The sequence below is a fragment of the Romboutsia sp. 1001216sp1 genome, from assembly GCF_039841805.1.
In the GTDB taxonomy this organism is placed as follows: domain Bacteria; phylum Bacillota; class Clostridia; order Peptostreptococcales; family Peptostreptococcaceae; genus Romboutsia_C; species Romboutsia_C hominis.
In genome coordinates, this window is sequence record NZ_JBDPHA010000009.1 from 72,710 (window position 1) to 92,874 (window position 20,165).

Annotated in this window: 15 protein-coding genes and 5 tRNA genes; 3 read left to right on the forward strand and 17 right to left on the reverse strand. The window is 27.9% G+C overall.

Going from position 1 to position 20,165, the window contains the following annotated elements; translation table 11 throughout:
• Positions 1-354: 354 nt before the first annotated feature.
• Both ABHC41_RS10150 and ABHC41_RS10155 read right to left on the reverse strand, forming a co-directional pair.
• A complete protein-coding gene (locus ABHC41_RS10150; protein WP_092921635.1) occupies positions 355-1,503 on the reverse strand; it encodes a toxic anion resistance protein in 1,149 nt (382 codons plus the stop codon).
• A gap of 27 nt (positions 1,504-1,530) precedes the next feature.
• On the reverse strand, positions 1,531-2,673 hold the full coding sequence (locus ABHC41_RS10155) for a 5-bromo-4-chloroindolyl phosphate hydrolysis family protein (protein ID WP_166506159.1): 1,143 nt from the start codon (positions 2,671-2,673) through the stop codon (positions 1,531-1,533).
• Positions 2,674-3,157: 484 nt separating this feature from the next.
• On the opposite strand from ABHC41_RS10155, the gene ABHC41_RS10160 reads away from it, so the two are divergent.
• Complete coding sequence (locus ABHC41_RS10160; RefSeq protein WP_271893722.1) at positions 3,158-4,537, forward strand: GntP family permease; 1,380 nt, start codon at positions 3,158-3,160, stop codon at positions 4,535-4,537.
• 361 nt (positions 4,538-4,898) lie between these two features.
• On the opposite strand, the gene ABHC41_RS10165 is transcribed toward ABHC41_RS10160, so the two are convergent.
• The 6 genes from ABHC41_RS10165 to ABHC41_RS10190 form a co-directional block, all read right to left on the reverse strand.
• Positions 4,899-5,075 (reverse strand): hypothetical protein, encoded by a 177-nt coding sequence (locus ABHC41_RS10165; protein ID WP_195238405.1) that lies wholly within the window; start codon positions 5,073-5,075, stop codon positions 4,899-4,901.
• Positions 5,076-5,087: 12 nt separating this feature from the next.
• A complete protein-coding gene (locus ABHC41_RS10170; protein WP_271893719.1) occupies positions 5,088-6,404 on the reverse strand; it encodes a hypothetical protein in 1,317 nt (438 codons plus the stop codon).
• Positions 6,405-6,623: 219 nt separating this feature from the next.
• Positions 6,624-8,675 carry a DUF262 domain-containing protein gene (locus tag ABHC41_RS10175; RefSeq protein WP_195238409.1) on the reverse strand — a complete coding sequence of 684 codons (2,052 nt, stop codon included), beginning with the start codon at positions 8,673-8,675 and terminating at the stop codon, positions 6,624-6,626.
• A gap of 256 nt (positions 8,676-8,931) precedes the next feature.
• On the reverse strand, positions 8,932-9,411 hold the full coding sequence (rlmH, locus tag ABHC41_RS10180) for a 23S rRNA (pseudouridine(1915)-N(3))-methyltransferase RlmH (protein WP_271893717.1): 480 nt from the start codon (positions 9,409-9,411) through the stop codon (positions 8,932-8,934).
• A gap of 46 nt (positions 9,412-9,457) precedes the next feature.
• Positions 9,458-10,252 carry an MBL fold metallo-hydrolase gene (locus tag ABHC41_RS10185; RefSeq protein ID WP_092921643.1) on the reverse strand — a complete coding sequence of 265 codons (795 nt, stop codon included), beginning with the start codon at positions 10,250-10,252 and terminating at the stop codon, positions 9,458-9,460.
• Positions 10,253-10,339: 87 nt separating this feature from the next.
• Positions 10,340-11,812: a M1 family metallopeptidase gene (locus tag ABHC41_RS10190; protein WP_176698620.1), complete on the reverse strand. Its 1,473-nt coding sequence runs from the start codon at positions 11,810-11,812 to the stop codon at positions 10,340-10,342.
• A 150-nt stretch (positions 11,813-11,962) separates the two neighbouring features.
• On the opposite strand from ABHC41_RS10190, the gene ABHC41_RS10195 reads away from it, so the two are divergent.
• Positions 11,963-13,015 carry a DnaD domain protein gene (locus ABHC41_RS10195; protein ID WP_092921645.1) on the forward strand — a complete coding sequence of 351 codons (1,053 nt, stop codon included), beginning with the start codon at positions 11,963-11,965 and terminating at the stop codon, positions 13,013-13,015.
• Between the two features lie 8 nt (positions 13,016-13,023).
• Positions 13,024-14,016: an ATP-binding protein gene (locus ABHC41_RS10200; protein ID WP_092921647.1), complete on the forward strand. Its 993-nt coding sequence runs from the start codon at positions 13,024-13,026 to the stop codon at positions 14,014-14,016.
• A gap of 86 nt (positions 14,017-14,102) precedes the next feature.
• On the opposite strand, the gene ABHC41_RS10205 is transcribed toward ABHC41_RS10200, so the two are convergent.
• The 9 genes from ABHC41_RS10205 to dnaB form a co-directional block, all read right to left on the reverse strand.
• Positions 14,103-15,782, reverse strand: coding sequence for an MFS transporter (locus ABHC41_RS10205; protein WP_195238413.1), 1,680 nt, complete (start codon positions 15,780-15,782; stop codon positions 14,103-14,105).
• Between the two features lie 312 nt (positions 15,783-16,094).
• Positions 16,095-16,169, reverse strand: a tRNA-Thr gene (locus tag ABHC41_RS10210).
• A gap of 15 nt (positions 16,170-16,184) precedes the next feature.
• Positions 16,185-16,261: transfer RNA gene (locus tag ABHC41_RS10215), tRNA-Asp, on the reverse strand.
• 5 nt (positions 16,262-16,266) lie between these two features.
• Positions 16,267-16,342, reverse strand: a tRNA-Val gene (locus ABHC41_RS10220).
• A 4-nt stretch (positions 16,343-16,346) separates the two neighbouring features.
• Positions 16,347-16,421, reverse strand: a tRNA-Glu gene (locus ABHC41_RS10225).
• 20 nt (positions 16,422-16,441) lie between these two features.
• Positions 16,442-16,517 (reverse strand) — tRNA-Lys (locus tag ABHC41_RS10230).
• Positions 16,518-16,930: 413 nt separating this feature from the next.
• The gene (locus ABHC41_RS10235) at positions 16,931-18,220 is read right to left on the reverse strand and encodes an adenylosuccinate synthase (protein WP_092921651.1); all 1,290 of its coding nucleotides are present in this window, start codon (positions 18,218-18,220) and stop codon (positions 16,931-16,933) included.
• A 78-nt stretch (positions 18,221-18,298) separates the two neighbouring features.
• Complete coding sequence (locus tag ABHC41_RS10240) at positions 18,299-18,604, reverse strand: hypothetical protein (RefSeq protein ID WP_166506163.1); 306 nt, start codon at positions 18,602-18,604, stop codon at positions 18,299-18,301.
• Between the two features lie 221 nt (positions 18,605-18,825).
• Positions 18,826-20,154 carry a replicative DNA helicase gene (gene dnaB, locus ABHC41_RS10245; protein ID WP_092921655.1) on the reverse strand — a complete coding sequence of 443 codons (1,329 nt, stop codon included), beginning with the start codon at positions 20,152-20,154 and terminating at the stop codon, positions 18,826-18,828.
• Between the last annotated feature and the right edge of the window lie 11 nt (positions 20,155-20,165).

Here is a 20,165-nt window from a genome sequence, read left to right on the forward strand (position 1 = left end):
ATAATTCATGACATACAAAGATCTATTTTTATTGTCTAGATTTTTACAAGTCATATACTTCCTTATCTTGAACTGTTTTAGAATAATGCATTTCAAGACAATAAATACATTAGAATTATTATCCCATTAATAAGTAAATCTGAAAATATCTATAATTTACCTTATAATAAAAGACTCACAAATACTTGTAAACCAAGTAATTGCAAGCCTTTTATTAATGTACCTAATGAATCTGAACTAACAATCTATGTTTTATTAACCCCTATTTCATATACTTAAATTTTATCTAACTATAAAAAAATGTACTTATTTATGATATGATTCACCGTATCAGCAATAAGTGAAGTATATATACTAATATTTAAAAGCTAAAAGCTTATTTTTTAATTGATTTTCAATATTTCTTAATTCAACTTCGGCTTCCCTACGTTTTTGACGTCCTTCTGTTTGTATATTAAGTATTTCATCAAGAGTTGAAATTAATGACTCATTTGTAGCTCTAAGTGTTTCAATATCAACAATTCCTCTTTCAGACTCTTTTGCAGTTTCTATAGTTGAAGTTTTTAATATTTCTGCATTTTTACGTAAAAGTTCATTTGTCATATCTGTTACTTCTCTTTGAACTCTTGCAGCATTAGCAGCGTGAGCAACTCCAAGTGCTAAAACCATTTGATTTTTCCAAAGTGGAATAGTATTTATAATTGTAGATTGTATTTTTTCAGACATTAATGCATCATTATTTTGAATTAAACGAATTTGTGGAGCCATTTGTAAAGAAATCATTTTAGTTAATTCTAAATCGTGAATTTTCTTTTCAAAACGATTGCAAAGAGCCACAAAATCATTCAATTCTTGAGCATCCTGAGGGTTCCCACTATTTCTTGCTTTTTCTTGCAATTTAGGAAGTTCTTCCTTTTCTAGTTTTTGAAGTTTCTTTTTACCAGCTAAGATATACATAGAAAGCTCTTTAAAGTATACTTTATTTATTTCATACATCTTATCTAGCATAGCAATATCTTTTAAAAGCTGTATTTGATGCGATTCAAGAACATTACACATTTTACTAATATTCTTATCTACATTTTCATATTTTATTTTCATTTGGGAAATCTTATCCTTACCTTTTTTAAAGAAACCTAAAATTCCTTTTTTCTCTTCGGATTCTTCAAAATTCTTTAATTCATGAACTACACTAGATAATATTTCCCCAATTTCACCTAAATCTTTAGTTTTTACATTATTCAGCGCTGACTGTGAAAAATCAGAAATTTTCTTTTGAGCACCTACCCCATATTGTAAAATAGAATTTGAATCATTTATCTCTATTTTATCTACAAATTGATCAACCATCTTTTTTTCTTCTTCTGTAAGTTGTATTTCATCAATTATTTTTTCTTCTACTTTTTCCTCTTTTACTTTTACATTAAGCACCTCATCTTGGAATGGTTGAAAAGTTAATTCTGGTTTTATATCAATAGACCCTTCTTTGAATTCATCACTCATTTTTAATGCCTCCCTTTTATTTAAAACTTACTTTTTAAAATCGTCTTCTGCTAATCCCTCTTGTTTAAATAATGTTTTAAGAACAGAAATATCTGTAGAAATATCTAAAACAACATCTTCAAATAAATCATCTAATAAATTTTCAAAAGCGCTATTAATAAGATCAATACTCTTTTCAATTTCACTTTTAGCACTTTCTATATTCTCACCTTGAACTAATTGATTGTTTATATCTTTGTACGAACTAATTAATTTTATAGTAATAGGAAGATAATGATTTATAAATTTATTAACTTCTTGTATCTTTTTAGGATTCTTTTCAACTTGAATAAGGATTTGGTTTGAAATGTTTCCTAATTTATCTAACTTTATAGCTATTTCTTCTTTATAAAGATCATTTCTTATACTTTTTATTTGTTCAATATAATTTCTTCCTATTTTAATTGTAGATTCTATTTCTTCTTTTTCTAAATTTTCTATTTCTTCATTTAATTTTTCATTATTGCTCTCTTTAACCATTTGTTGCTTTTTTAAATTTAAATAGTCACCATAAACTTCATCACTTAACATAAAGTAAGTTTTTTCTTCATCTATATGTCCTTCTAAAAACATACCTAAGTCAATCATTTTACTTAGATCTTTAACAACAAAACTCTCTTTTTCTTTGGCAAATTTCGCTAAGTCCTTAATTAAGAAATAACTATTGTCATCAATAAACCTTACATACTTCTTAAAACGTTTTACTCTTTTTCTTAAATTTATTCCTCTTAATAATAAACCTACACTTACTGCAAGGAATAAAAATAGAACTCCAAAAATAATGTTGCTACCTAAAATAATTCCACTGAAGAATGTATTAACTATTAGAAATATCAACACTGAAGAGCCAAAAACTAAACTTCCACTCGCTCCGAATAATATATAAAGTATTCCCGATATACTTCCAGCTGGTCTTTTACTAATATATGTTGATATATTATTTTTAGATTTTTTATTTAAGCCCATATATTTTTCACTATATTCATTAAGCTTTGATTTAAATTGATTTAAGGTATCCTCAGTTTTATCGTTAACATCCTTTTTAAAATTAGCTAAATCTATTGCTTTAAGTGCATTGCTAACTGTAGACATAATTTGGTCTTCTAAATTAGAAAAATCCTTTTTATCCATTATCTTGCCTCCAGATTATTTTTCTTATAATTAACATAAGTCTAGATATATACTATACCGTTATGTTAATATTTTAAGTTTATTATATCTTATAATTTAGCTAATTGTAACTGCTAACTTAAAAGGAATATAATAAATATATTTTATAAATACATTATTACTTATGATACAATACCTTTGCTAATAAATATAGCCTTAAGTAAGTCATATCAACACCTGAGGCTATGTATCTTGCTTATTTATGATACGGTTCTCCGTTACACCCCCAAAGGATGTCGCTTTTTATTCTATTATATTAGTATATTTTTTAATTTCTCTATATCTGTATATGGAAAGAAACTCAAGAATAGATGAAATCACAAATATAATATTTTTTATCATAAGTTGTCTAGTAAGAGCAACTTACCTTGTTTTTAATTTAATCATTTTGGGTATCATAAGATAAGCTACTTTAAAATTTTAAATTGAAAGAGGACATTTTAATATGATAAGCATAATCGGATTAATTTTATCATTATCTTTGATAATATTCTTAGCCTACAAAGGGTATTCAACTATTATTACAGCTCCCTTAGTTGCCTTACTTACAGTATTTTTAATAGGTGGAGATACTAATACACAGTTAATGGTTCATTATACTGAAGTATATATGGGTGGGTTTGCAAATTTCGTAAAGAACTACTTCCCTATTTTCTTAACAGGTGCAATCTTTGCTAAATTAATGGAAGAAGCTCTTTATGCTAAATCCATAGCAAATTTCATTACTAAAAATTTAGGTAAAAATAAAACTATATTAGCAGTAGTACTTGCTGGTGCACTTCTTACATATGGAGGGGTTTCTTTATTTACAGTTGCCTTCGTATTATATCCTATTGCCAATGTTTTATTTAAGGAATCTGATATTCCAAAGAGATTAATTCCAGGAACTATTGCTCTAGGGTCATTTACCTTTACAATGACAGCTCTTCCAGGTACTCCTGAAATACAAAATGTTATTCCTATGAGGTACTTTGGTACAGATACTTTTGCTGCACCCCTTATAGGAATTATAGCTAGTGTATTAATGCTATTACTTGGTATGGCTTGGCTTACATATCGCGTTAGAAAAGCACATGAGAATCTAGAAGGATATGGAAATCATTATATTGAGGATAGCTCTAATGAAGATAAGAATATTCCAAGTATATTTTTAGCAGTAACACCTATATTAATTATATTTTTAAGTAATTTATTCTTTTCAAAAATATTTTACCAATTAATCGATGGCTCTTATTTGAGTAAATATAACTTATCACTAGATAATGTGTCTGGCACATGGAGTGTAATTATCTCTATAGTTATATCCACATTATTTATAATAATAACTAACTTTAGGAAAATTTCTAACTTAAATAAAGTTCTTAATGAAGGTATATCAAATTCCTTTTTACCACTGCTTAGTTCTAGTGCTATTGTTGGGTATGGAAGTGTTATAAAATCATTGCCTGTATTTATTGCTTTGCAATCAATGATATTAAATGTATCCTCTAATCCAATAATTTCAGAAGCTTTATCAGTGAACATAATTTGTGGTATTACAGCATCTGCCTCTGGAGGACTTACTATAACACTAGATGCTCTATCATCTACCTTTATAGCAATGAGTCACTCCCTTAATATTTCTCCTGAAATAATGCATAGAATAGCTTCTTTAGCTTCTGGTGGACTTGATACCTTACCTCATAATGGAGCAGTAATAACAACACTTGCTATTTGTAGCCTTACTCATAAGGATTCCTATAAAGATATTTTTATTACCTCTGTTGTTATACCTATATTAGTAACCGCATTGGTCGTTATTACTACATCTATATTATATACTTAAGATTAATGGTATAAAAATAACCACACTTTAGGATTTCAATATATTAAATCCTTAGGTGTGGTTATATATTTAGCATAATTTCTAGAAAAATTATCTATTGTGTAAATTCACGCATTCCTTCACGCCTTTTTTCTTATGGATAATAATATTATCACTAGAATCTTTTCAGTATATCACAAGAGAGTTATACTTTACTTGTGATACGGTTCTCCGTACCGTACTCAACGGAGCACGATTTTTATTTTATATTTTTCATTCCCATTTACACAATCTATATTTTTAAATATAACCTTCTACTTTACAAAAATTAAGCTAGATAAAGCATGCTTTATCTAGCTGTGAAACTTATAAATCTACTTATTTAATTCTTATTATCTTTTTCAAAAAAATGCTGCTTATTATAAGCTAATTTATCTTTTGTTTTATACGGATTATACACAAATAGTTTTTCACTTTTAGAAAAATCATTTTTATTAGAAAATATATTTTTGCTATTATTATTGTTATAATTTTTATCTAGTAAATTATATTTATTCATACTAATGCCTCCTTATTTATTTATATTAAAATATGAGTGATTTAGTTCTTTGCTAAAATAATGCTTTCTCTTAATCCATATAAACCCGTCACTTTTAGAAATTATAGCTACATCTATTGGTCCACCAACTATTTCTGCATCAAATGTAAATTTTCTTTTAAAAGATGTTATATTCACCAATGTTTCAGCCATTATAGCTAACTCTTCTTTGGGAAGCAATGATACCATATCTAATATCGGATTTATAAACTTTTCCCTTTGTTTATTAGTAATATTAGATTTTAATTCATTTAAATTATTAATCAGGTATTCTGCAATACTATCTATATAAACTCCATTTTCCATTTTATTATTCTCTTTGTTTAGTAATGATATTCCATTTTCTTGTAGCATATTAATTATATAGCTCATTATTTCAGAATAACTATTTTCTAAATTTTGCATTAAGAACATCTCTAGATTTTGATCTATTCCTGTTAGTATTGAGTATACCATTTCTTGTTGTGCAAATGGAACAATTTCTGCTGTTGGATGTCCGTCTATATCATCTTGGTATATTTCACTTACCTTATTTAATTTATATTTTAATTTTCCATTAATTATACCTTCAGTATAAAACTCTTGTAACACTGGTAATAAATCAGATTCTCCATATCCTGCTATAACTATTCCTGTTTGATTTAACCATATATCTTTACAAATTAAATTTCCTGCTAATATTTTTAATTTCTCTATATTTTCTTCATCTAATTTTACAACTAGCCTATCACTTATGTTTCTCACAACACTTTCACTTTGTGATTTAATGTATTCTATATCGTCTTCACTGAATCCTTCTACAAATTCCCTATTTTTAGAATCTTCTACGATTCTATTTAAGACCTCTATAAATATATCATCTGATTCTTTAACTGTTGGATGTCTATCCACAAATATATTATAAATTTCATTTCCAGCTATTTCTGTTATTTCTTTTACAGCTACCATCATATTATTATATATTATTGCTTCACTATTAGTATTCCTATAAAACTTATTTGGATTTCCTAAAAAATTTATAAAACTATTTGATGCTTCTTCAAGAGTATCAAATTTAATATCTGATAGAGATATATGTTTTCTATATTCTTCTATCACAACCTCCCATGGTAAGCCCATAAATGATCCATTTCCATATACCATAATTCCTATTGGCATACCTTTTACTAAGTTAAATAACTTATTTGCCGAATTTAATATTTTAGGATTTTCACTTCCTCCAAATGTTACGGCACTATCAGCTGCAAGAGCAACACCTTGTCTATTTAAAATTCCAATTTCTGCTGTCATATATTCCTCCAAATTATTTAATTAATGCCTTTTAATAAGTAAATATTCGACAAAAATACTAATTTCCCTTTAAATTATCAAATAAAAAGACCGTATCACTTACTTGTGATACGGTTCTCCGTACCGTACTCTACGGAGCACGTTTTTTGTAATTATATATACATAGATTTTTATAAATCAAATCTAAATCATTAAATTAACTCTTTTCTTATAATTATATTAATTTTTAACTTCAAAAATTTCAATATCTTCTTCATTTATGTTTAAAAGCAATATTAGTCTCTTTAAATATTCATTTTTCATTTGAGAATTATATTTAGTTCCAATATATATACCAGTATTTTTTAATTCAAAATAATGATGTTTAAGTGATTCACTTTCATATGAAACAAATGATTTTCCACCAAATCCAGTTTCGTTTAATACGCTAATAAACTCAGTTGGATTTTCTAAATAAAAACATTCTATTAAAAATTTATATACATCTGTAACACTAGATACGTCTTTTTCCTTTTCTTTAAATATGACTTTATTGATTTTTTTATTTACCCAATTATCATTAATTGTTAATGCAGAGCTATTGCCTACCTCTATATCAGTAATAGGGTAATCCCAAATTTCTTTTGCTTTGCTAAATAAATCATTAGCTCTATTTATAATAGCTTCTTCATTCCAATGATCTAATTCTCTTAATCCATCATTTAACCTTGCTGGACATTCTTTAAATCCATTCTTCATATCCCTTTTTTCACAAAATACTTTATCACTCATCCTTGAGTTATATCCTGTAATTGTTAAATTACCTATACTATGACCATACTTATCTTGAATTTCTTTCCAGTTTTCTCCTAGTTCTGATATCCATTCTTTTGATAACTTTTTGTTTTGAGGTAATATATGTTCGATTGTAAGTTCACTAGCCTCTATATTTAATTTTTCATTTTGATTATAATTTTCTAACTCATATATTACATAATTTCTTATATTTTTATTTTTTTTGTATAGCGGCTGGCTTATAAACCCTTGTAAAAATTCATTATCCTTAATAAATTTAGTATTACCTTGTCTTGTTAATAAAAATCTCTCTACTGAATGTTTATAGTCTTTTTCTCTTATCTGGCTTATTAAAGCTATAGATAACTTATTATAAACATTGGTTGGTTGACCTTGAAAGAATCTTCTAATCGTATAACTAAGTATTATCTTAAATATATCTATTAAATCTGACTTAGATAGTTTTTTAGACTTATAATCTATTATTAACTTAATTAATATTATTTTAAATGGATTTATATCAATTTTATTAAAGTCAGATATATACTTTCTTATATCATCATCCTCAAAATTTTCACATATTATATCTTTATATGCTTTCGCATATTTTAACATATCATCTAATTCAGAATTAATAATAACTAAATCTTCTTTATTAAATTTATCCTTGAATTTTTCATATACATCTGTTTCTTTTATTATTTCCTTTGACTTTATAGATAAATAATTTCTTAGAAATTCTGTTAAAGATTTAGAGTCGTTATCAAATAAACCTTCTATTTTACTCCAATAATTATAATAAATTTCTTCTTGTAATCTTATTGGTAGATTTAAAAAGATATAGTTTCTAATAAAATCAGCACTTTCCATACCTAACCCTGTAGAATTTACACTTTCAAATGTTTCTTGAGCATCATCATTTTCTCCTAATGATAACTCTATAATCATTAATCTGTTCATTAAAGTGTATATTTCATCGCAATTAACTCTTTCTTCTTTTAATCTATTGTAAAAATATTTGTAATTTATATTGATTAAATGGTTTGAATCTTTAATTTCCCTATTATTAATTAAATCATTGTATACTTCTCTATCTGTTTGGGAAAGTGTTAATTTTGTTTTAGTTATTGATTTTGTATATGGATTAATCAATGCCTGATTATATATTTTTCTGTAAAAATCTGTTTCCTCACCATTATGTATTTCCTTGTCATAATCGGCTAAAGCTTTTAAAAATATTGATGTTGTTGTCAATCTTTGTTGAGAATCTACAATTTCTAAAGTGCTTACATCTGTTCCAATTAAATTATCTTTTTTATAAATAACAGTTCCTAAAAAGTGCTTACTTTTGCTATTTTTCTTTAACCTAACTATATCATCATATAATTTTTTACATTGAATAACAGTCCAACTATATTTTCGCTGATATACAGGTATATAAAATTGAGAATTTGGATAATTGATTAATTTAATAAATTCTATTTGTTGTGATTCCATTTAAATGTTTCCTTTCAGCTTTATAAAATTCATTATATCCTTTCGGTGTTATACAAACAATTATATCTTTTCGGTATAGAAAAATATATATCATTTTCGCAATTCCAAATATTACTATGTTTTTCGCAAATACATAGTAGTATATGTCGTAATTTTTTATATTTTATTCACAATATAATTTCATAAAAAATAAACACTCCTAAAAATATTTAATATATTTAGAAGTGCTTACTTTTATAACTTAAATTGTTATCCCTTATTTGTGATACGGTTCATTATTATTTATTCTAAACGCTCTATAAACTTGCTCTAAAAGTATAAGTCTCATAAGTTGATGTGGAAAAGTCATCTTAGAGAAAGATAACTTATAATCAGCTCTCTTCAATACTTCGTCACAAAGCCCTAAAGAACCTCCTATAACAAAAGTTATATGACTATTCCCTCTAACAGCTAGCTTGCTCATAGTATCTGCTAATTCTTCAGAAGATAAATTCTTTCCATCAATAGCAAGAGCGATAACATAACTATTACTCTTTATTTTACTTAGAATTTTTTTACCTTCCTTTTCTTTAACTATTAACATATCCTTTGGGCTTAAGTTTTCTGGACATTTTTCATCATCTAATTCTATTAAATCTAGTTTACAATACTTAGATAATCTTTTTGAAAATTCTTCTATTCCTAATTTTAAATACTTTTCTTTTAATTTACCTACGCTAATAACCGTTATATTCATAAGAATTCTCCTTTATCCGCTCTATTTATGTCTTAATAAATCCTCTTTATTTAACTTTGTATATATCTGAAACTTCTTCTCTTAATAAAACATCTAACTTAACATCTTGTCCAACTATTATATCATTTTGAGTAAGTATACTCTTAGATGTCTCATATGCTAGTTCTGGGAAGTTATTTTCTTTACTTAAATGAGCTAATAATATTCTTTCCGTTCCGTTATTTATAAGCTCAACACAGAATTTAGCTGCATCTTCATTTGATAAATGCCCTTCCTCTGACATCACCCTCTTTTTTAATGAGTATGGGTAAGACCCCATCATAAGCATATTAGGGTCATAATTTGATTCTAATATTACTAATTTTGATTTATATAAATGTCTTCTTATATTGTCATCTATATATCCTATATCTGTAGCTATAGACATCTTATCATTCCCTGTGTAGAAGTTGTATCCTACTGCGTCCGATGCATCGTGTGGTATTGAAAATGGTCTTATTACCACATCTCCTAAAGAGTAAGTTTTATCATTTTCAAATACCTTCATATTATTACTTTCTATATTTCCTAATTTATCTTTCATAGCACACCATGTTTTTACATTTGCAAATATAGGTATATTATATTTTCTAGACATTATCCCTGCACCTTTTATATGGTCTGAATGTTCATGAGTTATGAATATTCCTTTTATTTTTTCCATGTTTATTCCTATATCATCAAGTCCTGTTGTTATTCTCTTTCCACTAAGACCTGCATCTACTAATATTCCTGTATCTTTATACTCTATATAATGGCAATTTCCGCTACTTCCACTTCCTATTGAACAGTATTTTAGCATTTATTCACCTCGTCTTCTCATTGTCATAGATTATATTATACCAAAAAACTCAAGCATTAAATAATTATTTAATGCTTGAGTTAAAATTTACTTGTATTCTTTTATAATTTTATCTATATCTACACCTTTATCATTCCATAACTTTACAAACTCTGCACTACTTACATTTTTGTGCATATATGTAGAGTAATATTCCTTTAAAGTATCAAAAAATACCTTATCTCCCACTTCTTTTCTTACTTCATGGAAAGCTAAAGCCCCTTTAGTATACACATTTAAACTATATTCAATTGAGTTTGAATACCCTGTTACTGGTTTAAATATATCTTCACTACGATAGCTTTTGGCCTGTAACTCCATATTATCTATTAATTTTTTAGCTAGTTTATCTCCATATTTTTTTTCAAAGTATAATATTGTGGAATACTCTGTTAGTGCTTCATCTAGCCAAGGTTCACTTATTTCATTATTTCCAACCACTGAATACCACCATTGGTGCGCTGTCTCGTGTGCAATTACATATTCTAATAAAAACTTATCTCTCTTATTGTACAAGCTTTGATCTATCATTATTAAAGTTGGGTATTCCATCCCTCCTATAAAAAAGTCGCTTGCTATTACAGAGTATGTATCATATGGATATTTCCCAAATAATTCACTAAATATCTCCATAGAGCTCTTTGCGATATATGTAGCATCCTTAGATAATTCTTCATTTAAATTATATGTATTAATATTCACTTCATTATATTTATCACTATCAACGTGAAACTTATCACTTAAAATAAAAGCGAAATCTCTAACTTGTCTTGCTTCTACTTCATAAAGAGTCTTATCACTATCAGATGTCTCCTTTACTACCTTCCCTGTGCATCCCATTTTATACTTTTTAGGCAAAAGTATCTTTAAATAGAAGTCGCTTGTATCACTATAAAATGGATCACCTACTGTTTCATAACTATTTAAATTCCATCCGTTGGCATCATTGACACTAGCTATTGGAAACCAATTGGCTACATTTACTGTGTTTTCTCCATACCCAAATCTACCTTGTGAATTAGGTATTTTAACATTGTATTTCATATCTATAGATACTTTATTTCCTGGCTTAATTGGATTTTTTAATTCAACCTCTAGTATATCATTCTTATCACCACTTACCTTATAGGCCAATTTTTTACCATTATTTAGTATGTTTTTTAAATCTATATATCCTTCATTAAATCCATTTGGATATGCTTGTTTCATTTCAGATTTTTCAAAAGGTGCAAATTCACTCTTTGAAAAGGCATTTGGATATATATGAAAATATAATTTGTCTAAAGTGCTTTTTGTATTATTTACATACTCTATATTTTGGTTACACATTAAACGTTTACTTTCATCATCGAAGACTACATCTATTGTATATCTATTAATCTCTTTTTCATTTGCTAGGTTAGCTGAAGGTATTCCTTTTTTATCATTGTAAAAATATACTCCTCCACTGGCTACTAAAACTAATGCTATTATTCCTACTGATAATAGCTTTCTTACTCTTTTAGTAAAGTTTATTATCAAATCTTCTCCCCCCTGTTTTACATGAATAATTTAAAAGTTTTTTTGCAAGATAAATTTATATAGCTTTTTATGATATAATTCTTCTTGATAATTATGTAGGCTACATTTAATATCACATTTTTATGATATAATTTAAAGCGAGGTGATAAAATGTTTTTTAAAGAACCTAATGAGGTTGACTTAGGTGATACATCCATTCCAAATATCTTTATAGATATATTTATGCCTATGGCGGACGGGTTATACGTTAAAGTTTATCTCCTTGGATATAAAAATGCTTGTGACCCAAGTTCTAATCCTAAGTTTAACAATAATTCTATTGCAAAAGACTTAAATATCCCTCTTTCAGATGTGTTATCAGCATGGAAGTTTTGGGAAAGCAAAAATATAATTAAAATGCACAAAAACGAAGGCCTTGATGAATTTGATTATTCTGTTGAGTTTTTAGATTTAAAGAAACAGTATATAGAAAATACCACTGTTAATACTAAATCTATTAAATCAAATACAGACTCTATCGTTTCTGTTGCTGAAAACCCAAGCATTAGAAAGATGTTTAACTCTATAAATCAAATTGTAGGCAGACATCTTGACCCAGGTGAAAAAATTAGTATTTTAGATATAATGAATAAATACAATATGAATCCAGATATGATTGTTTATGCTTATGAAAATGTAAAAGAAAGAACTGGTTCTTCCAAGCCTGTTAAATATATTGAGAGTATAATTAGAAACTGGTATGATAGCAACTTATATACTCCTGATGATGTTAAGGTTAGTTTTAATGCTAGAAGTGAAAGATATACGATATACAAAACTATATTTAATGAATTAGGATTCTTTAGACAGCCTTCTAGGTCTGAAAAAGAAACTATGGATATATGGTTAGATCAATTTAATATGGATATTGAATTAATTCTTGAAGCTTGTTCTAAGTCCAAAAATATTTCTAATCCTTCTATAACATACATTGATGGTGTTATTAAAAGTTGGAATAATAAAAGCATAAAAAATCTTCAAGATTTAAAGATACAAGAAGAATCAAGAAAATTAAAAGAAAATGTTGGTAAATTTTCCTCTAATAAAACTTCCGAAAATTATAAAAAGACTAAGTTCCATAACTTTAATGAGACATTCACTCAGTATAGTCCAGAGGAATTAGATAGAATTATCGAAAAAAGTCAGAAGGAAAAATTTAGGTAGGTGATTAGATGAACGAAAGTAAAATAAGAGAGATCCTGCTAAAGTACGAGCAAAAAAGAGATGCAGATGAACTTGACTTAGAAAAGAGAAAAAAAGAACTTTATACTCGAATACCAGAAATTCAGCATATAGAAGATGAGATTAGTAAAATTGGTCTTAAACTAGCTAAAGCTGTTTTACTTGACCCTAATTCAAGAGAAAAAATAGTAAAGGAATCTAAAGAACAAATGGATACTCTAAAAGCTAGAAAATCTCTTCTTCTAAAAACTCATGGTATACCTGAAAATTATTTAGAGATGAAGTATGATTGTAATTACTGTAAAGATACTGGTTTTACACCAAATGGTGAAAAATGTAGTTGTTTTAAGCAGGAAATAATCAATGAAGCTTACAAAATGTCTAATTTAGATAGAGTTTTAAGTAAAGAGAATTTTGCCAATTTCAATTTTGATATATTTTCACCTGTAAGACCTGAAGGTGCTGGTATATCACCTAGAGAAAACATGCTTGATATATTCTCTATTTGTGAAAAATTCGTATTAGATTTCGATAAAGATAATGGTGAAAATTTACTTTTCTATGGTTCTACTGGATTGGGAAAAACTTATATGTCTAACTGTATTGCCAAAGATTTATTAGATAGAGGATATGTAGTTATATATCAAACATCTTTTAAAATCCTAGAAATTATTGAAGACTATAAGTTTAGAAGAGATCCTAATAATAAAATGGCTAATGAAAATTATAAAAATCTATTCGATTGTGATTTATTGATAATAGATGATCTTGGAACTGAACTAAATAATTCATTTACAAGTGGTGAAATTTTTAATATAGTTAATACTCGATTGGTATCTGGTAAAAAGATAATAATATCTACAAACTTATCACCTAATCAAATAGGAAAAACTTATACTCAAAGAACTTTATCTAGAATATTAGATAAGTTTAGGCTTATAAAGTTTGTTGGTAATGATTTAAGATGGGAAAGATATAAATAGGAGAAAAATATTATAATATTTTTCTCCTATTTTAGTATTATTTATAGTTAATTCTGATCATTTTATTATAGAATTTTTTATAATTACTATTTAGATTTCTTTTTGCTTTTTATAAATAAAGATGCAATTAAACCAAGTAATGATATAACAGCTACACCTATAAATAAGTGAGCATAACCTTGATTCATAGTGTATTGATACGCATTTTCTATGGCTGGTTTAGCTTTATCTAAACTTGTTAAGTAATTACTTTTTAATGCTGCAAAATCCATATTAGGATTTACTGACATAGCATGTTGTATACCATTGAGCATAGACATCATAAAAGATTTAACTGTTTCAAATATATTAGTAACATCTGCATTTTGTAATTTATTCATCATATCTGCTGATGCTGTACTACTTCCTAATGCACCTCCTGTTATCCCTTGTATATGTGGCATTACTTTTTCTATTGCACCTGGTACATTTCTGCCTGCATCTGATACGAAGTTTATCAGTAAGTTAGGTGATATAGCTACACCTATAGAGCGAAGTAATGAAACTGTTGATTGCCCCATTGATATTTCTTCTGGTTTAACTAAACTCATCATTAAATAATTTACAGGTGTTCCCATGGTAAATCCCATACCTATGCCCATAAATACTAATCCTATAGTTAAGTTTGTGAAATTGGGATGATTTGCAGTTATAACTGCCTGATATAATACACCGAATATATTAGCTAAAAATCCTAGTAATAATAATCTCTTAACACCAAATTTATCTATAAACTTACCACCAAGTGGAGCTGATATACCAGTAAATACAGCAAATAAAGTTACTATATAACCACCACTACCTCTTTTTAATTTTAATACATTTTCAGCAAATTGTGGTAAAAATACAGTACTCATAAGTCCACATCCCACTATAAGACTTATAAATAAAGTTAATGCTATTTGCTTATTAGTAAAGAAACTTAAGTTTAAGACAGGGTCTTCTGCTCTTTTTTCTATATATATAAATATTGGAACCATTATTATAGATATTAATAAATATGGCCAAACATCTAATGTCTTAATTGAATTTCCAAAATCATAGAATTTAAGATTTGTTAAAGCATACATTAATGATGCAATTAAAATACTTAATATTAAAGACCCCCAAATGTCCATTTTTTTAATATCTGAGTCTTTTTTATTTTCTTCTAGTTTTAACGCTGCTCCTATTATAATAATGCTTATAGGTACATTTATTAAAAATAAATATCCCCATTTACCATCTCCAGCCACAGAAAGTATAAAACTTCCTAGCGTTGGTCCAAGAACAGTTGCTATTCCATATATTCCTCCAACTAATCCAAGTGCTGACCCTCTTTTTTCTTCAGGGAAAGATGAGCCTATATATGCTGTGGCTATTGGCATTATACCTCCGCCACCTATTGCTTCGATAACTCTTGAAGTTAGTAAAAATCCATAGCTCCCTACTATATCTGATATTCCACAAAGTAAAGAACCTGTGGCAAATAATGTAACACAAATCATATATACCTTTTTTCTACCATATGTATCTGCTAACTTACCTGTTATTGGCATAGATACAGCATATGCTAAAGTATATATGGTTATCATCCACACGCTAGCTGATTCTGATATTCCAAGTCCACTAGCTATTACATTTCTTGCTGGTGATACTATTCCAGAGTCCATAGCCCCCATAAAAATTCCAAGTAAAAATACTAACATAGCGATGCTTGTACTCTTCTTTTTTAATGCTTCACTCATGAAAAACTCACTCCTATTCATAATTATAAATGCTTATAATGTAAGAGTTATTGCTTCATATTCTATTTAAAAATTTTAATTATAACTATTTTAAAGTTTAATATTCTATATATAAATATTCCATATTAAAATAACTACAATTTTATGATATAAGAAATTTTATATTTCCCCTTACATTACCTACTAATATTGGAAAAATTTAATTTTAGCCAATACTATCCTATATACCCTTATAGAGGATATTTATTCATATATTAATTAAAATTATATTTACACAATAAAAAACTCTTAGATAAAATCTAAGAGTTTGATTGGAGCTGGTGATAGGAATCGAACCTACAACCTGCTGATTACAAGTCAGCTGCTCTACCGTTGAGCCACACCAGCATATAATATTTAAATTGGCGACCTGGAAGGGACTCGAACCCTCGACCTCCAGCGTGACAGGCTGGCATTCTAACCAGCTGAACTACCAGGCCGCAATTGGTGGGACTAACAGGGCTCGAACCTGTGACCCCCTGCTTGTAAGGCAGGTGCTCTCCCAGCTGAGCTATAGTCCCAAAATGGTGACCCATAGGGGAATCGAACCCCTGTTACCGCCGTGAAAGGGCGGTGTCTTGACCGCTTGACCAATGGGCCGTGCTGAGTAAAAATTAAAATGGTGACCCATCCGCGACTCGAACGCGGGACACCCTGATTAAAAGTCAGGTGCTCTACCGACTGAGCTAATGGGTCATTTCCTTTTTTGCCTTTCGGCTTGTTCGTGTTTCTCTCACTCACAAATATTATTATATTAGGTTCATACACTTTCGTCAACACTTTTTTTACATTTTTTTATATTTTTTTACTTTTTTGTTTATTTTTCTCTCAACCTTAGTAAATAACAGGGGTTCATAAATTAATTTTTTATTAAAAAATACTTAATTTTAGATTTTTACCAATTATCTAATCTATATTTTTCTTAAATTAGGGTATAAATATTAATTTATAAGTAAGTATTCTAATTGTTTTTTATTCAGTAAAACTTTTTGTAGAATATATTTTTATAAGTATAAATAAAAATATATTTATCTCTAACTTAATTTTATATATTTTAATTTTTATATATAAAAAAGTGTAGTGGATATAATCCACTACACTTATATATATTAAGCAAATATATTTCTTCTTATTATAGTTTGAGCTCTGTTTGGTCCTACTGAAACCATATCTATGTTAACTCCAACTATTTCTTCTATTCTATCTATATATTTCTTAGCATTTTCTGGAAGATCTTCGTATCTTTCTATAGTTGTTAAATCTTCATTCCATCCATCTAATTCTTCATATACAGGTTCGCACTTAGCTAAATCTTCTAATGATGCTGGGAAATCTGTTATTATCTTGTCTCCCATTTTGTATCCTGTACATATATTTATTTTTTCGAATCCACTTAAAACATCTAATAACATGAATGATATACTAGTTAATCCGTTTACTCTTGCAGCATATTTAACTATTACAGCATCAAACCATCCACATCTTCTAGATCTTCCTGTTACTGTACCAAACTCATGACCTTGGATTCTTATTCTTTCTCCTATTTCATTATCTAATTCAGTAACAAATGGTCCTTCTCCAACTCTTGTAGTATATGCTTTTACTATACCTACAACATCTTTTATCATGTTTGGTCCAATACCTGCTCCTATAGAGAATCCTCCTGATGTTGGATGAGAAGATGTAACGTATGGGTAAGTACCTAAGTCTAAGTCTAATAATGTTCCTTGTGCACCTTCGAATAATACTTTTTTACCAGCTTTTATAGCATCATATACTACAACTGAAGTATCTGCAACATTTTTTCTTATTTGCTCTGCATATCCTAAATACTCATTGTATATAGTTTCAAAGTCAAACATTGCTTCTTTTCCGTATACACCTTGAACTAATTTATTCTTAGCATCTATTTGTGCTTTTAATTTCTTAGCAAATATGTCTTTATCCATTAAGTCACATATTCTTATTCCTGATCTCTCAGTTTTATCCATGTAACAAGGTCCTATACCTTTTTTTGTAGTCCCTATTTTGTTATCTCCTCTAGCTTCTTCTGCTAGTGCATCTAATTCCTTGTGATATGGTAATACAACATGGGCTCTATCACTTACTTTTATGTTGCTAGTATCTATATTTTCTTTATTTAAAGTCTCTATCTCTTCTAAAAATCCTTTTGGATCAAACACTATACCATTTCCTATTACATTTATAGTGTTAGGATTTAATACTCCAGATGGTATTAGACGTAAAGCGAATTTTTTGCCATCTACAACTAATGTATGTCCGGCATTATTTCCACCTTGTCCTCTTACTACTACATCTGCTTGTGTAGCAAGGTAATCTATAACTTTACCTTTTCCTTCGTCTCCCCATTGAGATCCTACAATCGCTACTGTTTTCATATAACTCACCTCTACTATAGATTTTCGAACACTTTACCAATACATTTTATCAAACATTCGATACATTTTCAAACTTTTTTATTTACACTTTGAGTTTAATATGTATTTTTTTATATCTTCTAAGCTATTTAAACTCTTTATTATTCCTTCTGATTCTTCTATATTTTTTATAAATGTTCCTACTTCTTCTATTTTAGATACACCTAAAATTTCTTTATTTTCTCCAGACATTGTATCCATCATCATAATCTTATAATTAGATCCTTTTTTGCAGTAAAATACTAATGTCTCCTTTATATTATTATCAATTATTCTAAATAAATTTATTTCTTTGTTTATTTCTATTATTTTTGGATATATATATAATACATTTATATGCAACACATTTTTCCCCCATAAAAAATTTGTATTTATAAATATTAAGTTGTAAACAATAAAAGCAAGCTAATAGCTTGCTTTTTTTTGTACTTATTCACATTTATCAACAGGTTACATGTGGATAATGTGGATAAGTCTTTTTGTATTTTTCAACACTTATGATTTTTTTCCTACATTTATCCACATACTTTAACCAATTTCCAAAAAAACTTCTGTGGATATCTTGTTTACATATCCCTAGATTTATCCGCAAATTTTTGAACTTCACCAAGCCAAACTAGCTCTACTGCACCAGTTTCACCGTGTCTATTTTTAGCTATTATTACCTCTCCTATGTTCTTTTTTTCTGAATCTGGATGATAATATTCATCTCTATATAAAAACATTACTATATCTGCATCCTGCTCTATTGCTCCAGATTCTCTTAAATCTGATAGCATAGGTCTATGATCTGCTCTTTGTTCTGGTGCACGAGATAGCTGAGATAATGCTACTACCGGACAATTAAGTTCTTTTGCGATTATTTTTAAAGATCTTGATATTTTTGATATTTCTTGTTGTCTACTTTCATTATTACCTTCACCTTCCATAAGTTGAAGATAATCTATAAGTATTAAATCTAATCCCTGCTCTATTTTAAGTTTTCTACATTTTGATCTTAACTCAGATATTTTTATACCTGGAGTATCATCTATATATATCTTAGCATTAGATAAAACTGCCATAGAATCTATTATTCTAGGCCAGTCATTTTCTCCTAGCTTTCCTGTTTTTAATTTTTTAAGCTCTACACTAGATTGTGATGATAACATACGTTGAACTAACTGTTCTTTAGACATCTCTAAACTAAATACAGCTACAGATGCATCACCCTTTAGTGCTGCATTTTGAACAAGATTTAATGAAAATGCAGTTTTCCCCATAGCTGGACGAGCTGCTATTAATATTAAATCTGTTCTCTGTAGTCCATTTATCTTTTTGTTTAAGTCTTTAAAACCAGTTGTTATTCCTGTTATTTCACTCTTTGATGTGTACAGATGTTCAATCATATCATAAGTATCCATTAGTACGCTATTTATAGATTTAAAATCATCACTAGCTTTTTCTTGAGATATATCAAATATCTGTTTTTCTGCTTTTTCTAATACATCTTCTATTTTCGAGGAACCTTCATATCCTAAGCTTATAATTTCATTAGATGCTTTTATAAGTTGTCTTAAAACTGATTTTTCCTTCACTATATCTGCATAATACTTTACATTAGATGTTGTAGGGACAATCGTTGATAAACTCGTTATATAACTTATGCCTCCTACATCATCTAAATGTCCTTCTTTTTTAAGTTCTTCTGTTAGGGTTATTAAGTCTATTGGTTCACCTTTATTACTTAACTTTATCATGCACTCATATATGATTTTGTGAGCTTCTTTGTAAAAGTCATTTGGCTTTATAGTTTCACTCACCGTTATCATTGCATCTTTATCAAGTAATATAGACCCTAATATAGACTGTTCTGATTCCACACTATGTGGAGGAATTCTAGTCATATCCTCCATTGTTTATCACC